General features: G+C 63.3%; 14 protein-coding genes. 11 read left to right on the plus strand and 3 right to left on the minus strand.

What is annotated here, in order from left to right; genetic code table 11:
* Nucleotides 1-180: 180 nt before the first annotated feature.
* The 5 genes from DCG74_RS13625 (at nucleotide 181) to DCG74_RS13645 (ending at nucleotide 10,131) form a co-directional block, all read left to right on the plus strand.
* The gene (locus tag DCG74_RS13625; RefSeq protein ID WP_172786837.1) at nucleotides 181-696 is read left to right on the plus strand and encodes a hypothetical protein; all 516 of its coding nucleotides are present in this window, start codon (nucleotides 181-183) and stop codon (nucleotides 694-696) included.
* Nucleotides 697-998: 302 nt separating this feature from the next.
* Nucleotides 999-4,328: an adenylate/guanylate cyclase domain-containing protein gene (locus DCG74_RS13630; protein WP_172786836.1), complete on the plus strand. Its 3,330-nt coding sequence runs from the start codon at nucleotides 999-1,001 to the stop codon at nucleotides 4,326-4,328.
* Between the two features lie 241 nt (nucleotides 4,329-4,569).
* The gene (locus DCG74_RS13635; RefSeq protein ID WP_257187566.1) at nucleotides 4,570-5,850 is read left to right on the plus strand and encodes an HlyD family efflux transporter periplasmic adaptor subunit; all 1,281 of its coding nucleotides are present in this window, start codon (nucleotides 4,570-4,572) and stop codon (nucleotides 5,848-5,850) included.
* A gap of 12 nt (nucleotides 5,851-5,862) precedes the next feature.
* Nucleotides 5,863-8,055 (plus strand): glycosyltransferase, encoded by a 2,193-nt coding sequence (locus tag DCG74_RS13640; RefSeq protein ID WP_172786835.1) that lies wholly within the window; start codon nucleotides 5,863-5,865, stop codon nucleotides 8,053-8,055.
* Nucleotides 8,056-8,226: 171 nt separating this feature from the next.
* Entirely contained in the window at nucleotides 8,227-10,131 is a 1,905-nt protein-coding gene (locus tag DCG74_RS13645) for a diguanylate cyclase domain-containing protein (RefSeq protein WP_172786834.1), read from the plus strand.
* Between the two features lie 31 nt (nucleotides 10,132-10,162).
* Here the strand turns inward: DCG74_RS13645 and DCG74_RS13650 are convergent, their stop codons facing one another.
* A complete protein-coding gene (locus DCG74_RS13650) occupies nucleotides 10,163-11,386 on the minus strand; it encodes a polyhydroxyalkanoate depolymerase (protein WP_172786833.1) in 1,224 nt (407 codons plus the stop codon).
* A gap of 155 nt (nucleotides 11,387-11,541) precedes the next feature.
* On the opposite strand from DCG74_RS13650, the gene DCG74_RS13655 reads away from it, so the two are divergent.
* Nucleotides 11,542-12,198: a glutathione S-transferase family protein gene (locus DCG74_RS13655; protein WP_172786832.1), complete on the plus strand. Its 657-nt coding sequence runs from the start codon at nucleotides 11,542-11,544 to the stop codon at nucleotides 12,196-12,198.
* Between the two features lie 281 nt (nucleotides 12,199-12,479).
* On the opposite strand, the gene DCG74_RS13660 is transcribed toward DCG74_RS13655, so the two are convergent.
* Nucleotides 12,480-12,704: a hypothetical protein gene (locus DCG74_RS13660; RefSeq protein WP_172786831.1), complete on the minus strand. Its 225-nt coding sequence runs from the start codon at nucleotides 12,702-12,704 to the stop codon at nucleotides 12,480-12,482.
* A 183-nt stretch (nucleotides 12,705-12,887) separates the two neighbouring features.
* On the opposite strand from DCG74_RS13660, the gene DCG74_RS13665 reads away from it, so the two are divergent.
* Entirely contained in the window at nucleotides 12,888-13,244 is a 357-nt protein-coding gene (locus DCG74_RS13665; RefSeq protein WP_172786830.1) for a hypothetical protein, read from the plus strand.
* Between the two features lie 7 nt (nucleotides 13,245-13,251).
* On the opposite strand, the gene DCG74_RS13670 is transcribed toward DCG74_RS13665, so the two are convergent.
* A complete protein-coding gene (locus DCG74_RS13670; RefSeq protein WP_172786829.1) occupies nucleotides 13,252-14,355 on the minus strand; it encodes a mandelate racemase/muconate lactonizing enzyme family protein in 1,104 nt (367 codons plus the stop codon).
* A 172-nt stretch (nucleotides 14,356-14,527) separates the two neighbouring features.
* On the opposite strand from DCG74_RS13670, the gene DCG74_RS13675 reads away from it, so the two are divergent.
* The 4 genes from DCG74_RS13675 (at nucleotide 14,528) to DCG74_RS13690 (ending at nucleotide 18,819) form a co-directional block, all read left to right on the plus strand.
* A complete protein-coding gene (locus DCG74_RS13675; protein WP_172786828.1) occupies nucleotides 14,528-15,361 on the plus strand; it encodes an AraC family transcriptional regulator in 834 nt (277 codons plus the stop codon).
* A 136-nt stretch (nucleotides 15,362-15,497) separates the two neighbouring features.
* The gene (locus DCG74_RS13680) at nucleotides 15,498-16,424 is read left to right on the plus strand and encodes an SMP-30/gluconolactonase/LRE family protein (RefSeq protein WP_172786827.1); all 927 of its coding nucleotides are present in this window, start codon (nucleotides 15,498-15,500) and stop codon (nucleotides 16,422-16,424) included.
* 138 nt (nucleotides 16,425-16,562) lie between these two features.
* Nucleotides 16,563-17,156: a GNAT family N-acetyltransferase gene (locus tag DCG74_RS13685; protein ID WP_172786826.1), complete on the plus strand. Its 594-nt coding sequence runs from the start codon at nucleotides 16,563-16,565 to the stop codon at nucleotides 17,154-17,156.
* Nucleotides 17,157-17,172: 16 nt separating this feature from the next.
* On the plus strand, nucleotides 17,173-18,819 hold the full coding sequence (locus DCG74_RS13690; RefSeq protein ID WP_172786825.1) for a GMC family oxidoreductase: 1,647 nt from the start codon (nucleotides 17,173-17,175) through the stop codon (nucleotides 18,817-18,819).
* Nucleotides 18,820-18,988: the final 169 nt, after the last annotated feature.

Consider the following 18,988-nt stretch of genomic DNA (forward strand, 5'->3'; position numbering starts at 1 on the left):
CAATGCCTGCGCAGCCACATGCTCGCAGCTTTGGATTGGCTCCGTCTCGTTCACGAGCAAAGCCGGTCCCATCACTCAGCAAAGATCCTTCAGTAAGTTGGAATGAAAGGGCATCGCGCAACTCATGCAGCTTCTGTTCGGGGTCGGCCGGTAGGCTGCTACTTACTCAGAGGAGCTCCTATGAAGATAAGCAGCGCAATTTCCAGCGCCTTCTCTGCAACAAGGCGCGTCGGCAATCTTCGGATCGCCCGTTCCAGTCTGATTAAATCGGCCCATCTTCTTGAAAGAATCGGGCTGGCCGCCGTTGGGGCCTCTGGTGGCCTCTATGTTGGAGCGACCCTGTTACGTCAGAAAGCCGGACTGTTTGAAAGCGGCTGGATCGTCCTGATAACGATGCTCTACGGAGCGCTTGGCTATTACGTGGGGATTGATTTGTCCGGCAATGGTGCACAGAAGCCGACATCGAGTATCTCGGAAGAATGGAACGGTTCCGAGCCGGTCGAGATCATGAGTGCGGCGGGAACGTTTGGCGCGGCAATCGCTGCAACTCTCTCCGTCAGCATCCTTGTCCTTGATCAAAATCTGCCTAACGGCCTTATCGGCTTTGTTGCCGGCTGCTGGGTGGTTGGTTCTTCGCTTCAGGTTGCGGCGGGCACGATGGCTCGCAGTTATGAAGCGCCTATCAGCGAGCAGTGAAGGAAGCTGCGGTCGCGGAGAACATCCGCTTGGCACAAGCCGCAGTGCTGGTTCGGCTCTGGTTCGAAACGACCGCGACGATTCTTCGCAACCTCTGCCGTCCAATGCTGCGTGCCGACGATGTTTGGTAGCAAGCCTGTTGGCATCGAGCAGCGTCACCGCTTGAACGCAATATCGGTATTGAGAAACCTAGGTTATCGCGCAACAAACAAAACGTGCCATCATGGTGGTGTTGGTATATTGTCCCCGCGCGCCGTGGTCCAAAATTCTGCTAACCGCCAACCACACGATCGGTGGAGCCAATGCAGATTGCGGAGTGGCTCGATAAGCTGGGGCTTGCGCAATACGCGCAGCGCTTTGCCCAGAATGGGATCGACATAGGCGTCCTTCCCGAACTGATGGACGAGGACTTCGAGAAGCTCGGAGTCCTGCTCGGCCATCGCCGCAAAATGCTCCGTGCTATCGCTGACCTCGATCCGGCCGCGTTGATCGCTTCTCCCGCTCCTCCCCAGGACGCCGAGCGGCGTCACCTCACCGTCATGTTCTGCGATCTGGTCGGCTCGACTGCGCTCTCGGCGCGTCTCGATCCCGAGGACATGTGGGAGGTGATCCGCGCCTATCGCGCTGCCTGCGCGAGCGTGGTTGGTGCCTATGATGGCAGGATCGCCAGATTCGTCGGTGACGGAATACTCGTCTATTTCGGCTATCCGCGCGCCCACGAAGACGATGCCGAGCGCGCGGTGCGCGCCGGCCTCGACATGATCGCCGCGATACGCCAGCTCAAGACGGGGACTGACGAACGAGCCGAACTGCGGATCGCAATTGCGACCGGACTTGTGGTGGTCGGCGACCTCATCAGCGGAGATGCGTCGGAGGAGCACGCAACCATCGGCGACACGCCAAACCTCGCCGCCCGGCTCCAGAGCCTGGCGGAGCCGGGGGTCGTCGTCGTTGCTTCATCGACGCGCCGGCTGCTTGGCGATCTCTTCTCCTTGCGCAATCTCGGCCGTCGGGAGGTCAAGGGAATGGCAGACCCCATCGCAGTCTGGGCGGTGGAAGGAGCAACCGCATCCGAGAGTCGCTTCGAGGCAGTCCGTGCCGCGCGCTCGATCGGCTTTGTCGGTCGCAAGAGCGAGATCGAGTTCATCCTCTCGCGCCAGCGGGAGGCATGGCAGGGCCGGGGCCAGATCGTGTTGATTTCCGGCGAAGCGGGCATTGGCAAGTCGCGCATTGTGGCAACGCTGTCGGAAAGCCCCTCGTTGGGGACGCACCGTCGCGTGCGATATCAGTGTTCGCCTTACCACACCAACAGTGCGCTTCATCCCTTTGTTGCGCAGCTCGAGCGCGCCGCCGGAATTCGCTCGCACGACACGCCGGATCAAAAGCTCGACAAGCTCGAGGCAATGCTGGCGATAGGAACCCAGCAGGTCGCCCGGGCAACACCGCTGATTGCGGCGCTGCTTTCGATTCCGACCGGCGACCATTGCCCGCCCCTCGGCTTGAGCCCGGCGCAGCAGCGGCGCCAGACATTTGCCGCCCTTCTGGATCAGCTTGAGGGACTGGCGCGAGACCAGCCGCTGCTGATCATCTGCGAGGATATGCATTGGGCCGATGCGACGACACTTGAGCTGTTCGATCTCGCGGTCGATCGGATCAGAGGACTGCCGATCCTCGTGCTCCTGACGTCCCGGCCGGAGTTCGAGCCCTCCTGGTCGGGCCTTGCCAACGTCAGTCTGTTGCGGCTCGACCGGCTCGATCGGCAGGACACGCGCGCGCTCGTCGAGCAGATTGTCGTCGGTCGCCAGCTGCCACGCGAGATGATGGAGCAGATCATCGACAAGACCGATGGCATTCCGTTATTCGTCGAGGAATTGACCAAGATGGTGCTGGAGTCCGGGCTGCTCGTCGAGGATGCCGGGCGCTACCGCCTGAACTGTCCGCTGCCGCCGCTTGCTATCCCTGCGACGCTGCAGGATTCGCTGATGGCGCGGCTCGACCGGCTCGCTCCGGTCAAGGAGGTGGCCCAGATAGGCGCCGCCATTGGCCGCGACTTCTCGTACGCGCTGTTGAAAACCGTGGCGGGACGCGACGATCTGACGCTGGGCGCGGCGCTGGGACAACTCGAAGAGGCCGAACTGCTGCTGCGTCGTGGGACGCCGCCCGAAGCAAATTACAGTTTCAAGCACGCTCTTGTTCAGGAAGCGGCCTACGAGAGTCTGCTTAGGAGCAAACGGCAGGTGCTTCACACACGGATTGGCGATGTCCTGCGCGAGAAGTTTCCAGTCGTCGCCGAGACCGAGCCGGAAGTCCTGGCGCACCACTTCACCGAGGCGGGGCTGAGCGAGATCGCACTCGAGTGGTGGCGCAAGGCGGGTCAGCAGGCGTTGAAACGCTCGGCCTATTCCGAGGCGATCGCGCATCTCGGCAAGGCCATCGCGATCGCCGATCAATTGCCTGACGAACCCCGCCGGATGATGAGCAGGCTGCATCTTCAAATCGCATATGGCCGTGCCTTGCGGGGCAGCCTCGGCCACAGCGCTCCGGAAACGGTCGCGGCATGGACGCGCGCGCGACAATTCGCGGCTGGTATCGATGATCCCGTTGAACTTGCGCCGGTCCATTCCGGCCTCTTCAATGCCTGCCTGACGCATGGCGAACTTGCTCCGATGCGGGAGCTGGCGGATGCCATCAGGAGCGCCGCTGAGCGACGGCCGGACTCGCCGGTGGCCGCCGTCGTGGCCCATTGGACCGGCGGCGTGACGTGCTGGTTCGCCGGCGGGTATTCGAATGCGCGTACGCATCTTGAGCGGGCGCTGGCGATCTATCGGGCCGAACCGGATCCGGCGACGTTCAGAGCTTCGGCGCTGGATCTTCCGTTCGTCATCATGCGATTTCTCGCCCTGGTGCTCTGGCCGCTCGGCGACATCGCTCGTGCGCGCAGGCTCGCCGCGGAAGCGGTGGGTACTCCGGGAGAAAAACGGGCGCTGTCCCAGGCCAATGCGCTGGTTCATCGCGCCGTGTTCGACGGAGTATGCGGGGGCATGTTGCAGCAGACAGAGACGATCCTGGCGCTCGGTCTCGCGCGCGACCACACGATGCCGCTGTACGTGGCCGCCGGCACCTACCTGAATGGCCTTGCCAAGTGGCGTGCCGGCGACCGAATGGCCGGACTGGCGGACATGCGTCACGGCTGGACCTTCCTGCACGAGAACGATTGCTACCTCTGCGAACCGTTCTGGGGGATGCATGTCGCCCTGGCGATTGCAGATGTCGGCGAAGTCGAGACCGGGCTGGAAATCCTGGACGAATTGATCGCCGGGACGGGACAATCCGGCCAGCATTGGCTTGATGCCGAACTGCACCGTGTCCGCGGTAAACTCTTGTCACGCGAAAACCCTTCGGACGAATCCAGTGCCGAAGACGCTCTCAGGCGAGCGCTGGAGATCGCACGACATCAGCAGACCAGGACTTTCGAGCTGCGTAGCGCCCTTGAACTTGCACGCCTGTACAAGACAAATGGCCGAGCGGGTGCGCTATCCGAAGTGCTCGCGCCCGTGCTCGCTGAATTCGAGGCGGAGCATGGTCTTCCCGAATTCGCGGAAGCAAAAGCGCTGCTTGGGAATGGGCGTTAGCCGCGCCGCCATTCGATCGGTACAAGCGCCGCGCCGACTTGAAGCCAGAATAGGTCGGCTTCTTGTTATCGATCCCGAGCCGTAGTTCTCCGGTTTTGACACGTCTTAACCTGTTGTGGTGAAAGCTAGATATGCTTCTCTTGGTTGCGAGGAGGAGTCTGCTGCTGCGGCGGCCACGCGGCGATTGGCTTGCCTTCGCAGGGGCAGGCGGAGCGACCAAAGCCCATTTGGAGATCCAGTCGTGGTTCGCTTGCATGTCGAACGTTTCATTCGCAGCCGGATCGCTCGGCGGTCCCTGGCACTCGGGATCATCGCTCTCAGCGGATGGGCCCTGCTGCCGTATGTGACTTACCGAATCGCCCCCTCCGCCTATGTCAATGCCGAGCTCATGCGGGTGACTGCGCCGATGGCGGGTCAGCTCTCGTCAGATCTTCCACGCAAGGGTGAATATTTCGAGCACAACCGGATGGTGCCGCTGGTCGAGGCGCGTTCGCCGGATCGCCGCCACCTCATGGACCTTGATCAGCAGCTGGCCATGTCCACCAAACGCGCCGAGCTCGCACGCCGGCAACTCGAGGAGATCGCCGAGCTCGATCGCAAGCTCCGCGAGCGAAGCGAGGACTATCGTTCGGGGATGTTAGCGCGCCTGAGCCACGAGATAAGTGAAACGGAAGTTGAAAAAGGCGGCTGTCTCGCTGAGGCGCGGCAGCGCAACGATGTCGCGGGCCGGATGGAGAGGCTCGTGAAGCTCGGCATCAGTTCGCAGATCCGCTCCGGTGAGGCCCAGGCCTCGCAGGAGGCAACCGCAACGCGGTGCCAGATGGCCGGTGAACGCCTGCAGCGCCTCAAGACGGAATTGGGGGCGGCCGAGAAGGGCATTTATCTTCGTGGCGATGCCAACGACGTGCCCTATTCTCAGCAGCAGCGCGAGCGGCTTGTCCTCCGCCGCCAGGAGCTCGAGACCGACCTGTTGCAAAACAGCTCACGTGCCGCGCAGTTGGCCGCGGAAATTGCAGAGGAACGCACTCGACTTGATCGTCTCGATCACTACGATCTGTCCTTGCCCGCAGCCCATGTGGTCTGGTCGGTCGCGGCCAGCCCGGGCTCGATGGTCACGGAAGGGCAGTCGGTGTTCGATTTCGCAGATTGCAAACGCCGGTTTATCGTCGTTGAACTACCCGAGCGCGATTTCGAGAAGATCAAGGCCGGAGATGCGGCTACCGTCCGCCTGATTGGGAGTCGCGAATGGAAGAGCGGCCAGATCCGGCAGGTCCGCGGATCGGCCGCGTACGGCGATGATCGGCTGCTTGCGGCTCGGGTGCCGCGGCCTGATCCGGGCAACATTACCATTGAGATATCGCTTCCGCCCAATGAGACGTCGGCCGACCGCAACGGCTCCTGCGATATCGGACGGTTGGCTGAGGTGCGCTTCGAGCGCAGAACCGACGGCCTGCTACGATTGGTCGGCTCGAAGTTGAAATGGCTGACCGCTCGCCTGGAGCTCGACCAATCGCCCCTGTGAGCGAGATGTTCCATGCAAGCCATGACTCTGCCTCTCTCTCAGCTGTTCGCGCCGATGCTGGGCATCTTTGCTGCGATGTATCTGTTGGCGCCGACCTTCCCAGTCGCGCGCTCTTGGGCGCGTCTTGCGGTCTTTGTCGTGGTTTGGCTTGTGGTGGCCCGCTATCTCGAATGGCGTATTTTCACCACCGTGCTGCCGGCAAGCGGGACCTGGTATCAGGTCGGCTGGATCTGGTTCTGTCTGTTCGTCGAGCTTCTGACTTTCACAGATCAGTTCATTCTTTATCTGACGTTCCTTCGCAGGACCGATCGCCGAAGCGAAGCAGATCAGCACGAGCGTCGGCTTCGCAGCCTGCCGGATGATGAGCTGCCCTCGGTCGACGTCTTTATTCCGACCTATGACGAGCCATTCGAGGTGCTGGAAAAGACGATCACCGGCGCGCTGTGCCTGGACTATCCGAACCTCCAGGTCTGGGTCTTGGATGATGGTCGCAGGCCTTGGCTCAGGGCGCTCTGCACGCAAAAGGGCGCCGGCTATCTCACGCGCGCCGACAATTTGAATGCCAAGGCCGGCAATATCAATCATGCCCTGACCAAGACGAGTGGCGAGTTCTTCGCGATCTTTGATGCGGACTTCGTGCCGCAGCGCAATTTCCTGATGCGCACGATGGGCTTCTTCGCTGATCCAAAGGTCGGAATCGTTCAGATCCCGCACGCCTTCTACAATGAGGACCCGATGCAGGCGAATCTCGGCCTGCACAGGGGACTGCCGGATGAACAACGGTTCTTCTTCGATTCCATCATGCCCGCGCGCGACGGCTGGGATGGTGCCTTTTGTTGCGGTTCCAACTCCGTCACGCGTCGCGCAGCACTCCGCGCGGTAGGCGATGCCTTGCCGACCCAGTCCATTACGGAAGACATCCTGCTGACGCTCGTCCTGCTGCGCAAGGGATACGTCACCCGCTATCTCTGCGAACCGCTGGCGATTGGGCTGGCGCCGGAAAGCCTTGATGCCTTTTTCGTGCAGCGGCAACGCTGGGCGCGGGGCGCGATCCAGACGCTGTACCTCGCCGCCGGCCCGCTCGGCCCCGGACTGGGCTTGATGCATCGGCTCCTCTTCTTTCCGACGCATTGGCTCTCATTGGGCTTGCGGGCGCTCATGGTCGTGGTGGTTCCGATCGTGTTCATGTGGACCGGCTTGGCGCCTGTCGTCGATGTCACCCCCGAATCGGTGTTCTACTACTTGTTCCCCGCGATCCTGGCGCTCAACGGCGGCATCTCCTGGTTCGCGCCGCACGTGCATTTTCCGCTCGCCGCTCAGGTGTCGGCGACGATCCAGAGCTTCAAGATACTGCCCACGGTGCTGGGGACTCTCGTCAAGCCGGCGGGACATGCGTTCAAGGTGACGCCGAAGGGCGCTGCCGCGCGGCGCGCAACTTACGCTGCGGAGATATTCTGGCCGTCGGCGGTCCTGATGGCGTTGACGGTTGTCGGTGTGGTTCTGAACACGATTCCGGAATGGCGCATCATCGATCATCCGGCGGCTCTACCGATGGTCGCCTTCTGGTCGGTCGTGAACATCGTCGTGCTTTTCTTCGTCTGCATGACCTCGCTGCAGGCGCGGATGGGGCGTACCGAGGAGCGTTTCGACATCGACGAAACTATCTTGATCCAGACCGGGACCGCCGAGCAGCTTTCTGGACGCGTGAGCAACATCTCCCTCTCTGGCGCCGGCGTTCTGCTTGGCTCCGGCATTGACTGTCCTCGCGCCGGAGAACCGCTGCGCGTGCACATCATGCAGGTGGGATGGGTCGATGCGGTGATTGCGCAACAAAGGGGCCGGCTCATCGGGGTGCAGTTCAAATTGCCGCAGTCGCTGGAACGAGACCTGCTGATCCGCAAGCTCTTTACCGTCGCCCGTCTGAAGCGGAACGGTGTCATCGCGTGCTCGGTGAATAGGGCGATGCTTAAGAACATCTGGTCGATGGCCGCGCCGTTGCCCCACATTGTTGCAGGCGGCGCGAAGCCCGCGTCGGTCTCGCCGACTGAGCGTCTGCCGGCAGAGAGCATGGTCATTCGGCCTCAACCCCGGACAGACGATTTTGCACATCTTGCCGGAGCTCGAAGCCTGCATCCGACGAGTTTCACTGAACCTGGCTTTGGCCGGGTGGCCGGCACAGTGCTCGAGGCCGTCGCGCCGAGTTGATTGCTGTGTTGTCCTTCTCGTCGGACCAGTCCATGGGCTATCGATCGACGGTCAAGCCGCTCATCGATGCCGTCAGTCTCCTTCCGGTGCTCCGCCAAAAATCACAATCGGAACGAGCAACCATCCTTCAGCCCAAGGCGTTTACGGGGTTGAGGGTGCAGGGAGCATCTCTTGATCGATCACCGCAGCGATCCTCGGAAAGGGCGTCTGACGCTCTGGGCCTCCGCATTCGTGGCGGTCGCTTGCTTGGCGATTGTCGCGCTCAGCGGCTGGCGGGAGTGGTCCTCGCGACAGACGCTGCTGAAGGGCTCCGAAACAGACATGGCCAATCTGGCCCGGTCGGTGACGCAACACGCGGACGATACGTTCGAGCTCGCGGACACCGTTCTCAATGTGTTGGTCGGCCAACTCAAACTCGAGGGAACCAGCCCGGCGGCGATCGCCAAGATTCAGACCTTTCTTTCCCGGCGCAAAGCCGCGAACCGGATTCGCGCTGTGTTCGTCTATGACGAGACCGGCCGCTGGCTCGCAACCAGCGAGCCCGTGGATTTCGCCGGCCTCAACAACAGCGACCGCGAGTATTTCCAGCATCATCGCGCCGTGGCTGAGCGAGGAACCTTCATTGGGGGTCCAGTGAGGAGCAGGTCGGGGGGGCAATGGATCATCACAGCGTCAAGGCGCTTCGATCATCCTGACGGCAGTTTTGCCGGAGTGGCTCTTACCACGATCGATGTCGACTATTTTTTACAGTTCTATCGCGGATTCGACGTCGGCCAGAACGGCTCAATTGCACTGGCGACGGCGAAAGGCGTTGTCCTCGCGCGTAGCCCGGACAACGGATATACGGGCCGCGATCTGTCGAATGCACCGCTTTTTAGGAATTTCCGCGAGCGGCCAACTGCGGACGTCTACTACTTCACGTCGCCTCTCGACGGCGTTCGGCGTCTGAGCTTTTATCAACTAAGCAATCGCTACCCCGTTGTCGTGGTTGCGACGGAATCGGAAGACGACGTCTTGGCCCCCTGGCACAGAGCGGCGCTGACGCGCGTGGCTGCGGTGCTGGGACTGATAGGAGGGCTCGCTGTTGCGGGGGTTTTGCTGGTGCGCCAGTTGCACATGCGGCAGAAGATGGCCGCTGCTCTGATCGCCAAGGAGGCGGATTTTCGTCTCCTCGCGGAGCAGTCGGGAGACATGGTCATGCGCATAGCGGTCGATGGACGGATTCTCTATACGTCGCCGTCCAGCGCGCGAGTTCTCGGCTGGGCTCCGAACGAATTGGTGGATACGTCGGCCCTCGCCGGCATAAATCCGGCGGATCTGGCGCGGGTTGAGGAGACGATCTCCGCGTTGATGAACGGTGAAGCCGAGGAGGCAAGAATCACTTATCGCACTCGGCATCGCGAGAAAGGCGAGGTCTGGATCGAAACCGCGCTGCGCGTCGCCAGGAGTGCGCAGAGTGGAGACATCAACGGCGTGGTGGCGATCTCGCGCGACATGACCGAACGTAAGGACCTGGAAGATAAGCTGGCGGCTCTCGCCAGTTCGGATGGCCTGACGGCCTTGGCAAACCGCAGACACTTCGACGAGCGGCTAGAGGCGGAATGGGACCGGGCCAGGCGCGAAGGAAGGCCTCTGTCACTTTTGCTGATGGACGTCGATCATTTCAAGAGTTTCAATGATCAGTACGGGCATCAGGCGGGCGATGCATGTCTCCGCTCGGTCGCCGGGGTCCTGGCGGAGCAGGCCAGGCGGCCGGCAGACTTGGCCGCTCGGTATGGTGGTGAGGAATTCGCCTTGCTGCTACCAAATACCGACACGGGAGGGTGCGAGCAGGTCGGCGAGCGAATCCGGCAAGCGATTCAGGACCTCGGCATCCTGCACGCGCTCAACCCGCCATCCAAGCAGGTCACCCTCAGTATTGGTGGCGCCACACATATGTCGTTCGGCGATAAGGCTGATTGCACGTCGTTGATAGCGGCTGCGGATAAGGCGCTCTACGCCGCCAAGGAGAGCGGGCGCAACCGCCTTGTGATGTCAGGGCAAGTCATCGCGTGGCCCGGCGCGATACGAGCTTGAAGAGCAGCTCTAGTGCGCGGCGGCGTGACCCTCACGAATTGACGTGCACGAAATCGCGCAGCAACGGATAGATCTCGTTGTTCCAGCGCTTGCCGGAGAACACGCCGTAATGGCCGACGCCGGCCTGCATGTGGTGGACGCGGCGATAGGCGCGCACGCCGGTGCAGAGGTCCTGGGCGGCCAGCGTCTGCCCGATCGAGCAGATGTCGTCCTTCTCGCCTTCGACCGTCATCAGGCCCATGCGGCTGACGGCTTTGGTGTTCACGGGACGGCCGCGATGCATCAGCTTGCCTTGTGGCAGGAGATGCTCCTGGAACACGTCGCGCACGGTCTCGATGTAGAACTCGGCCGGCAGGTCCATCACGGCGAAATATTCGTCGTAGAACGTCTTGATCGTCGCGGCCTTCTCCTTCTCGCCCTTGGCGATGTGGTTGGCGAGATCCATGTGCTGCTTGATATGGCGCTCGAGATTCATCGAGACGAAGGCGGTGAGCTGCACGAAGCCGGGATAGACCTTGCGCAAGGCGCCGCGGCATTGCACCGGCACGTAGTTGATCAGATTGCGCTCGAACCATTCGATCGGCTTGCTCTTGGCGAATTCGTTGACCCTGGTCGGCTGGATCCTTGTGTCGATCGGGCCGGCCATCAGCGTCAGCGTCGCCGGGCGCGAGGGATGGTTGTCCTCGCACATGATCGCGGCGGCCGCGAGCGCGGAGACGGACGGCTGGCAGATCGCCACCATGTGCGGGCGCGGCCCGAGCTGTCCGAGGAAGTCGATCAGGTGCTCGGTATAGTCGTCGAGCCCGAAGCGGCCCTCGCTGCGCGGGATGTCGCGCGGATTGTGCCAGTCGGTGATGTAGACGTCGTGGTCCTGCAGCAGCGTCTTCACCGTGCCGCGCAGCAGCGTCGCGAAGTGTCCGGACATCGGCGCCACCAGCAGCATGCGCGGCTGCTCGCCGACGCCTTCTTTCCTGAAATGCAGCAGCGAGCCGAACGGGGTCGCGTAGGCGATCTCCTCTCTGACCGCGACCTCGCGGTTGCCCACCATGACGCTGTCGATGCCGTAGGCGGGACGGTCATAGGTGAGGGTGGAGCGCGAGATCAGCTCCAGCGCGGCCGACACCCGGCCGACCACCTGGTCCGATAGGCCCTGAGGCACCAGATGGAGGAATTTGAGCGCGGACGAAGCCCCCGCGCGCCAAGGCGCGGTCAGGTCCATGTGGTTCTGAAAAGCCTGATAGTACATCGACATCATACTGAATCGCCCACCCCGTCCCGTGCTGCTATGCAATAAGGACGCCAGACGGCGATCGGGCCTCGCGTAAAACTGGCACGTCGCTTGCTGTTCATGCCGTGGAAGCAGAGGCCACGGGCAGGCCGGGCCGATGTCGGGACCAGGGAAAGGGTCATATGGCGAAGGCGACACTGACCATCAGCAGCAAGAATTACTCGTCCTGGTCGCTGCGTGGCTGGCTGCTGACGAAATTCTCCGGGCTCGAGTTCGAGGAGATCGTCACCGCACCGGACGATCCGTCGGCGCGTGCCGAGATCCTGCTGCTGTCGTCCTCGATCCTGGTGCCGTGCCTGCGGCACGAGGGCGCCGTGGTCTGGGACACGCTGGCCATTGCCGAATATCTCAACGAGGTGATGCCGGACGCCGGCCTGTTGCCGGCCGACCGCATCCAGCGCGCCCATTGCCGCTCGATCTCAGGCGAAATCCATTCCGGTTTCACCACGCTGCGCGCCTCGCTGCCGGTTAACCTGAAGGGACACTTTCCCGGCTTCAAGATCTGGTCGCGGGCGCAGGCCGACATCGACCGGGTCTGGTTCATCTGGCGCGACTGCCTGGAGAAATCGGGCGGCCCCTTCCTGTTCGGCGACAAGCGCACCATGGCGGACGCGATGTACGCCCCTGTCGTGACGCGCTTCGTGACCTATGACGTCAAGCTCGCGCCGCCGCTGAAGGCCTATGCCGACACCATCATGGCAATGCCCGAGATGCAGGAATGGATCGCGGCGGCCAAGGAGGAGCCGGCCGAGATCGAGGAGCTCGAGGTCGAATATTAGGCAGGTGTCGCACGGCCCTGCCTGTTTCGGCGGCGAGGCTCCGTCCGCTGCGACGGCCGCGCTATGTCTTTGCAACAATTAACCTTTGGTGCCGGTGAGAGGCGTCTGCGATCCTGCCGGCTGCGCAGATATTGTGCGCGCCTGTCGGACCCGCCGCGAGATCTAGCCGTGAACAGATGCGTACAGGGCGCTTCGGCTGATTCGGACGTGATTCGTTCGGGCCGCGTTCCGAAGGTTAAAGCGGAGCGCGGCTCCGTCGCATTTTGAAACAGAGAACGCCTTCAGGCGGCCCCGCGCTGCTTCACGCGCGGCAGGCGCCAGCCGATCACGGTTGCTTCCACCGCAATCCCGGCCTCCTGGTTTTGCCAGCGTCCCTCGACATAGCGGCAGGCGAACGGCAGTTGATACGTCCCGCTGTGATCCTCGCACAGCACTTCGAGTGGCAGGCCCGGCGGTGGTTCTCCGGCGCCGTCGAATTCCGCCAAACGTCTATCGCGCGTTGCCATTCTAATATTCTCCCCTAAACAAAGCCGCGGACAGAACGCCCACTTCTTCCGCGCGCGGATCATCGTTCCCGTCCCAGGGAACGGACACAAGCTCAACGCGAGAATGCGGTGCCAGTGTGGTAGCCTCACGCGGCTGCGCACAAACAGCGCACATTGATGTGATCGACTGACCGAGGAACTTTCATGCTGCTTCGAAACGCCGGCATTTGTTTCGCGATATTGCTGCTCGCAGCGCTGGCGCCTCTGCCGGTGCTCGCGCAGGACGTGCCCGGCATCGAGATCTGCACGGTCGAGAAGACCATGGAGCGCCGCACCAGCTGCCTGCAGAGCAATGTCGACTTCCTGCAGAAGACGATCACCAAGCTCACCCTCGACCATCAGCAGAAGCTGGATGCCGCGGGTCGTCAGATCGATGCGTTGAAGACAGCCGTCGCCGGCCTGCAGAAGACGCTTCTCGATCTCCAGGCCGCGCAGGCAAAGACCGCCGAGGATCTGAAGAAGAAGCCGGACGCGCCGCCGGCCAAGGACGCCGCGAAATAAGCGCGGTTCACAGCACGCGATAGCGCTCGATCACGCCGCGATCCGGCTCATAGCCGAGCCCGGGTCCCGCCGGCACCGCGACATGGCCGGTCGCATCGACATCGGCGCGGCCGCCCCAGAGGCAGGCTTCGCGTTTCAGATAGAACATCTCGACCAGCCCGTCGTCGCGCGTCGCGAGCAGATGCAGCGTCGCCAGCAGGCCCGGGCCGAAGTAAGGCGAGTGCGGCACGATCTTGATGCCGGACCGATCGGCCAGCGCCGCGACCTTCAGGAATTCCGTGATGCCGCCGACCTTGGTCACCGAGGGCTGGGCGTGGCTGACCGCGCCTGCCTCCATCATCTGGCGGAATTGATATTCGGTGCAGGCATTCTCGCCGGCGGCAATTCCGAGCCCGCTCTTGCTGCGCACCTCGGTTAGCGTGGCAAAGTCTTCCGGCGGCCAGACCGGCTCTTCCAGAAACATCGGCTGTGCGTCGCGGCATGTCGTCGCGAAGGCGATCGCCTGCTCGCCGGTCAGCGGGCAGTTCATGTCGACCATCAGCGGAATGTTGGGGCCGATCGCCGCGCGCGCAGCGAGCACCGCAGGCGTCGTGGTCTCGTGCAGCTTGATCGCGCCATAGCCGAGCGCGAGCGCCTTTCTGCATTCGGCGGCGATGTTGTCCGGCGAGCCGATCCGCAGCAGGCTCGCGTAAGCCGGAATCGCCGTGCGCCTGATCTCGCCCAGCAGGCGATGCAGCGGCACGCCGGCGACCTTCGCGGCCAGGTCCCACAGCGCGATATCGAGGCCGGAGATCGCGAACATGGTGATGCCGTAGCGGCCGAACAGATGCAGGTTGCGCTGGATCTGTTCCATCACTGCGGCAATGCCGGCCGCATCGGGCACCTTCAGCCCGCGGGCCTGCGGCGCGATCATCTCCTCGACCGCGCTCCGCGTGGTGCGGGGACAGACATAGGCGAAGGCATCGCCCCAGCCGGTCAGCCCGGCATCGGTCGTGACCTCGACGAGGACCATGTCGAGGGCTGTGATGGCGGAAGCGCCCTGGCGGAAGCTCGCGACCCCGGAATCATAGGGGATGCGGATATGGTGCGCCCGCACATCGGTAATTTCCATGACGCGGTTCCCCTTTCTTGTGAGCGGTTTCGACGAGTGTAGCCACGAACACCGGGGCGTTGCCAGCTTCCATTGGCCGGCTATCCTGATGCGAAGGACAGCAATGCCGATCAAGCAGGGCGATGGTGACAGGCGCATCATCGCCGCGCTTCGAACGAGGGCCTGAACCGCCATGAATCCAGCCCAGCGCGCGCTCTGGTATATCGAGAGCCATCTGGCCGAGCCGCTGACGCTCGACGAGATCGCTGCGATCTCGGGCGTGTCGCGGTTCCACATCGTGCGTGCGTTTGCCGCAGCCGTCGGTCTGCCGGTGATGCGCTACGTGCGCGCGCGGCGGCTGACGGAGGCGGCGCGCTGCCTGGCAAAGGGCGCACCCGACATCCTGTCACTGGCGCTGGAGGCGGATTACGGCTCGCACGAAGCTTTCACCCGCGCGTTCCGCGACCAGTTCGGCACCACGCCCGAAGCGGTGAGGGCGGCAGCGTGCGTCAACCAGCTCAGGCTACAGGAGCCGATTCTCATGGACTCCACCATGCTCGACCATCTTTCCCCGCCGCGTTTCGAGATCGCAAAGGCCTTCCTCGTCGCCGGTCCCGCCGAGCGCATCTCCTGCGACAACGGCGCCATGATCCCCGGTTTATGGCAGCGCTTCAATCGGGAGGTCGGCGACATTCCCGCGCCCATCGGTCAAGTCGCCTATGGCGTCTGCTGCAACGGCGATGATGCCGGCAATTTCGATTACATCGCCGGCGTCGAGGTCGCCGATTTCTCCGACCTGCCGCGCCGCTTCGGTCGCATCCGCATTCCGGAGCAGCGCTATGCGGTGTTCACGCACAAAGACCACGTCGCCTCGATCCGGCGCACCGTCAACACGATCTGGAATCAATGGCTGCCAACGTCTGGCCTGACAGCCGCGGACGCGCCGAACTTCGAGCGCTATGACGAGAAATTCGATCCCGCCACCGGCAACGGCGGCTTCGAAATCTGGATACCGGTCAAAGAATAACACGCAACGCTGGCATACCGTCCCGCTTGCTTGGCAAGCCCCAGTGACTTTGCCATAACCGCAGGCAAATCTTGCCTGCGGGGGCCCGTGCCGGACATCCCGTGCAAGCCATAACAAGCAGCCGGGAGGGTCTCCAATGTCCAACGTCCGCGTTCTCGCCACCGACCTCGAATTTCCCGAAGGGCCGGTCGTGATGCCGGACGGTTCGGTGGTGCTTGTGGAGATCCGCGGCCAGCGCCTGACGCGCATTTATCCCGACGGTCGCAAGGACATCGTGGCGAAAATTCCCGGCGGTCCGAATGGCGCCGCGCTCGGGCCCGACGGCAAGATCTACATCTGCAACAATGGCGGCTTCTCCTGGATTCCGGCCGGCAAGATGATCATGCCGGGCCCGCAGCCGGACGATTATCTCGGCGGCGCGATCCAGCGCGTCGACCTGCAGTCCGGCAAGGTCGAGACCGTCGTGAGCAAATGCGGCGCGCACGATCTGCGCGGGCCGAACGACCTCGTCTTCGACAAGCACGGCGGCCTCTGGTTCTCCGATCTCGGCAAGCGCCGCGCGCGCGACATGGACGTCGGCGGCATGTATTACCTCAAGCCCGGCATGAGCGAGATCGTCGAAATCGTGCACGGCATATTGCCGGCCAACGGCATCGGCCTGTCGCCGGACGAGAGCACGGTCTACATCGCGGAGACGCCGACCGGGCGGCTCTGGGCCTATGAGCTCTCGGCGCCGGGCACGCTCAAGCCGCGCGATCCGATCTATCGCGGCGAGCGCGGCCAGCCGATCTGCGGCCTCGGCGGCTACCAGATGTTCGACTCGGTCGCGGTGGAAGCGAACGGTAATGTCTGCGTCGCCACGCTCGTCTCCGGCTGCATCTCGGTGGTCGCGCCCGACGGCACCCTGGTGGAACAGGTCCCGACCGGCGACCGCGTCACCACCAACATCGCCTTCGGCGGCCCCGAGCTCAAAACCGCCTACATCACGCTGTCGGGCAGGGGCGAGCTGATCGCGATGGACTGGCCGCGCGGCGGATTGCCGTTGAATTTTTTGAATAAGTGAGCCAAGCCGTCATTGCGAGGAGCCCGCGACAAAATTGCGAAGCCATTTTGCGCTGGCGACGAAGCAATCCAGACTGCCTCCGCGCTAAGACTCTGGATTGCTTCGCTTCGATCGCAATGACAACGGAGAGAGACTTAAATGCCCTGGCCCGACCCCATCACCCTGCGCGGACAGCACGCCCGTCTCGAGCCGCTGTCGCATGATCATCGCGAGGGGCTGGTCGAGGCCGTCAAGGACGGCGAGCTGTCGAAGCTGTGGTACACCGCGATCCCGCTGCCGGAGAACATGGGCAAGGAGATCGACCGTCGCCTCGGCCTGCAGGCTGCCGGCTCGATGCTGCCCTTCACCGTGTTCGACGCCGGAGGCACCATCGTCGGCATGACCACCTACATGAACATCGATGCCACGAACCGCCGCGTCGAGATCGGCTCGACCTGGTATGGCAAGAGCGCGCAGCGCGGCCCGCTCAACACGCAGTGCAAGCTGCTGCTGCTGCGCCACGCCTTCGAGACGCTGAACTGCATCGCGGTCGAGTTCCGCACGCACTTCTTCAACCACCAGAGCCGCCGCGCCATCGAGCGCCTGGGCGCCAAGCAGGACGGTATCCTGCGCAGCCACCAGATCGCGCCGAACGGCACGTTGCGCGATACGGTCGTCTACAGCATTACCGCCGCCGAATGGCCGACGGTGCAGGCGCACCTGGAATTCCAACTCAACGACAAGCCGCGCTAGGGGCGGCCGAGGGACCATGGATAGATTTGATTATGTGATCGTCGGCGCGGGCTCCGCCGGTTGCGTGCTCACCAGCCGGCTCAGCGAAGATCCTGACGTCAGCGTCTGCGTGCTCGAGGCGGGCCCTTCCGACTGGCATCCCTACATCCATCTGCCGGCGGGCTTCATCAAGACCTTCCACATGAAGAGCATCAACTGGGCCTACCAGCAGGAGCCCGGTCCGTGGACCGGCGGGCGCAGCATCTACGCACCGCGCGGCAAGACGCTCGGCGGTTCGTCCTCGATCAACGGCCACATCTACAATCGCGGCCAGCGCATGGATTTCGACACCTGGGCGCAGATGGGCAATCGCGGCTGGGGCTATGCCGACGTGCTGCCCTACTTCCGGCGCTTGGAGAAGCGGGTCGGCGAGGGCGAGGACACCTATCGCGGCCGCGACGGCAACCTCATCGTCACCACCATGAACTGGCGCGATCCGCTCTGCGAGGCCTTCATGGAAGGCGCGGTCTCGCTCGGCATTCCCCGCAACCCCGATTACAACGGCAAGACCCAGGAAGGCGTCTCCTACTGCCAGCGCACCATCAACAACGGCCTGCGCGTCTCCGGCGCCACCGCGTTCCTCAGGCCGGCGATGAAGCGGCCCAACGTGCATGTGCACACCCATGCGCACGCGACCGAGATCATTTTTGAAGGTAAGCGCGCCGTCGGCGTGCGCTATAGCAAGGGCGGCCGCGGCGGCCAGCCTGTCGAAGTGCGCGCCAACAAGGAAGTCATCCTTTCCGGCGGCACTTATAATTCGCCGCAGCTGCTTCAGCTTTCCGGCATCGGCTCGCCGGATCTGTTGCAGCACCACGGTATTGCCGTGCGGCACGCGCTGCCGGTGGGCGAAGGCCTGCAGGACCATTACGCGCCACGGACGGTAGCGCGCGTAAAAGACATCAAGACCATCAACGAGCTTCGCCGCGGCTGGCGGCTCTGGGTCGAGGCGATGAAATGGGCCACCGCGCGCCGCGGCCTGCTGTCGCTGTCGCCGACCATGGTCTATTGCTTCTGGCATTCCGGCGAGAGCGCCGAGAGCTCCGACCTGCAGCTCACCTTCACGCCGGCAAGCTACAAGGAAGGCGTGCAGGGCCAGCTCGAGGACGAGCCCGGCATGACCGTGGCGTCCTGGCAGCAGCGGCCCGAGAGCCGCGGCTATGTCCGCATCCGCTCCAGCGATCCGTTCGCGCCGCCAATCATCCAGACCAATTATCTCGACGCCGAGCTCGACCGCCGCGTCATCGTCGGCGGCATGAAGCTGGCGCGCCGCCTGCTGAAGAGTGCGCCGCTGTCGCCTTATTACGCCTACGAGGATTTCCCCGGCCCCAACGTCAACACCGACGACGAGTTTTTGCACGCCGCCACCGAGCGCGGCACCACCACCTTCCACCCCGGCTGCACCTGCCGCATGGGTCCGGCGGATTCCACCTGGGCCGTGGTCGACGACCACCTCCGCGTCCACGGCCTCGAAGGCCTCCGCGTCATCGACGCCTCCGTCATGCCCCGCATGATCTCGGCCAACCTCAACGCCTCCACGATGATGATCGCGGATCGTGCCTCGGACCTGATCCGCGGCAAGCAGCCGATGGAAGCGGCAAGGATTCCGGAGACGGCGGTGGCGTGAGCAGCGCAATTGGGTAGGGTGGGCAAAGCGAAGCGTGCCCACGCTTCTGCTGCAATATTGTAGAGGTGGTGGGCACGGCGCAAGTGCGCCTTTGCCCACCCTACAAGCTTGCTGTGTCGCTGCCGCGTCAACCCCTGCACGCAAAAATATTCCACTTTACCGAAATTCG

Origin of the sequence: Bradyrhizobium sp. WBAH42 (assembly GCF_024585265.1) — a bacterium.
In the GTDB taxonomy this organism is placed as follows: domain Bacteria; phylum Pseudomonadota; class Alphaproteobacteria; order Rhizobiales; family Xanthobacteraceae; genus Bradyrhizobium.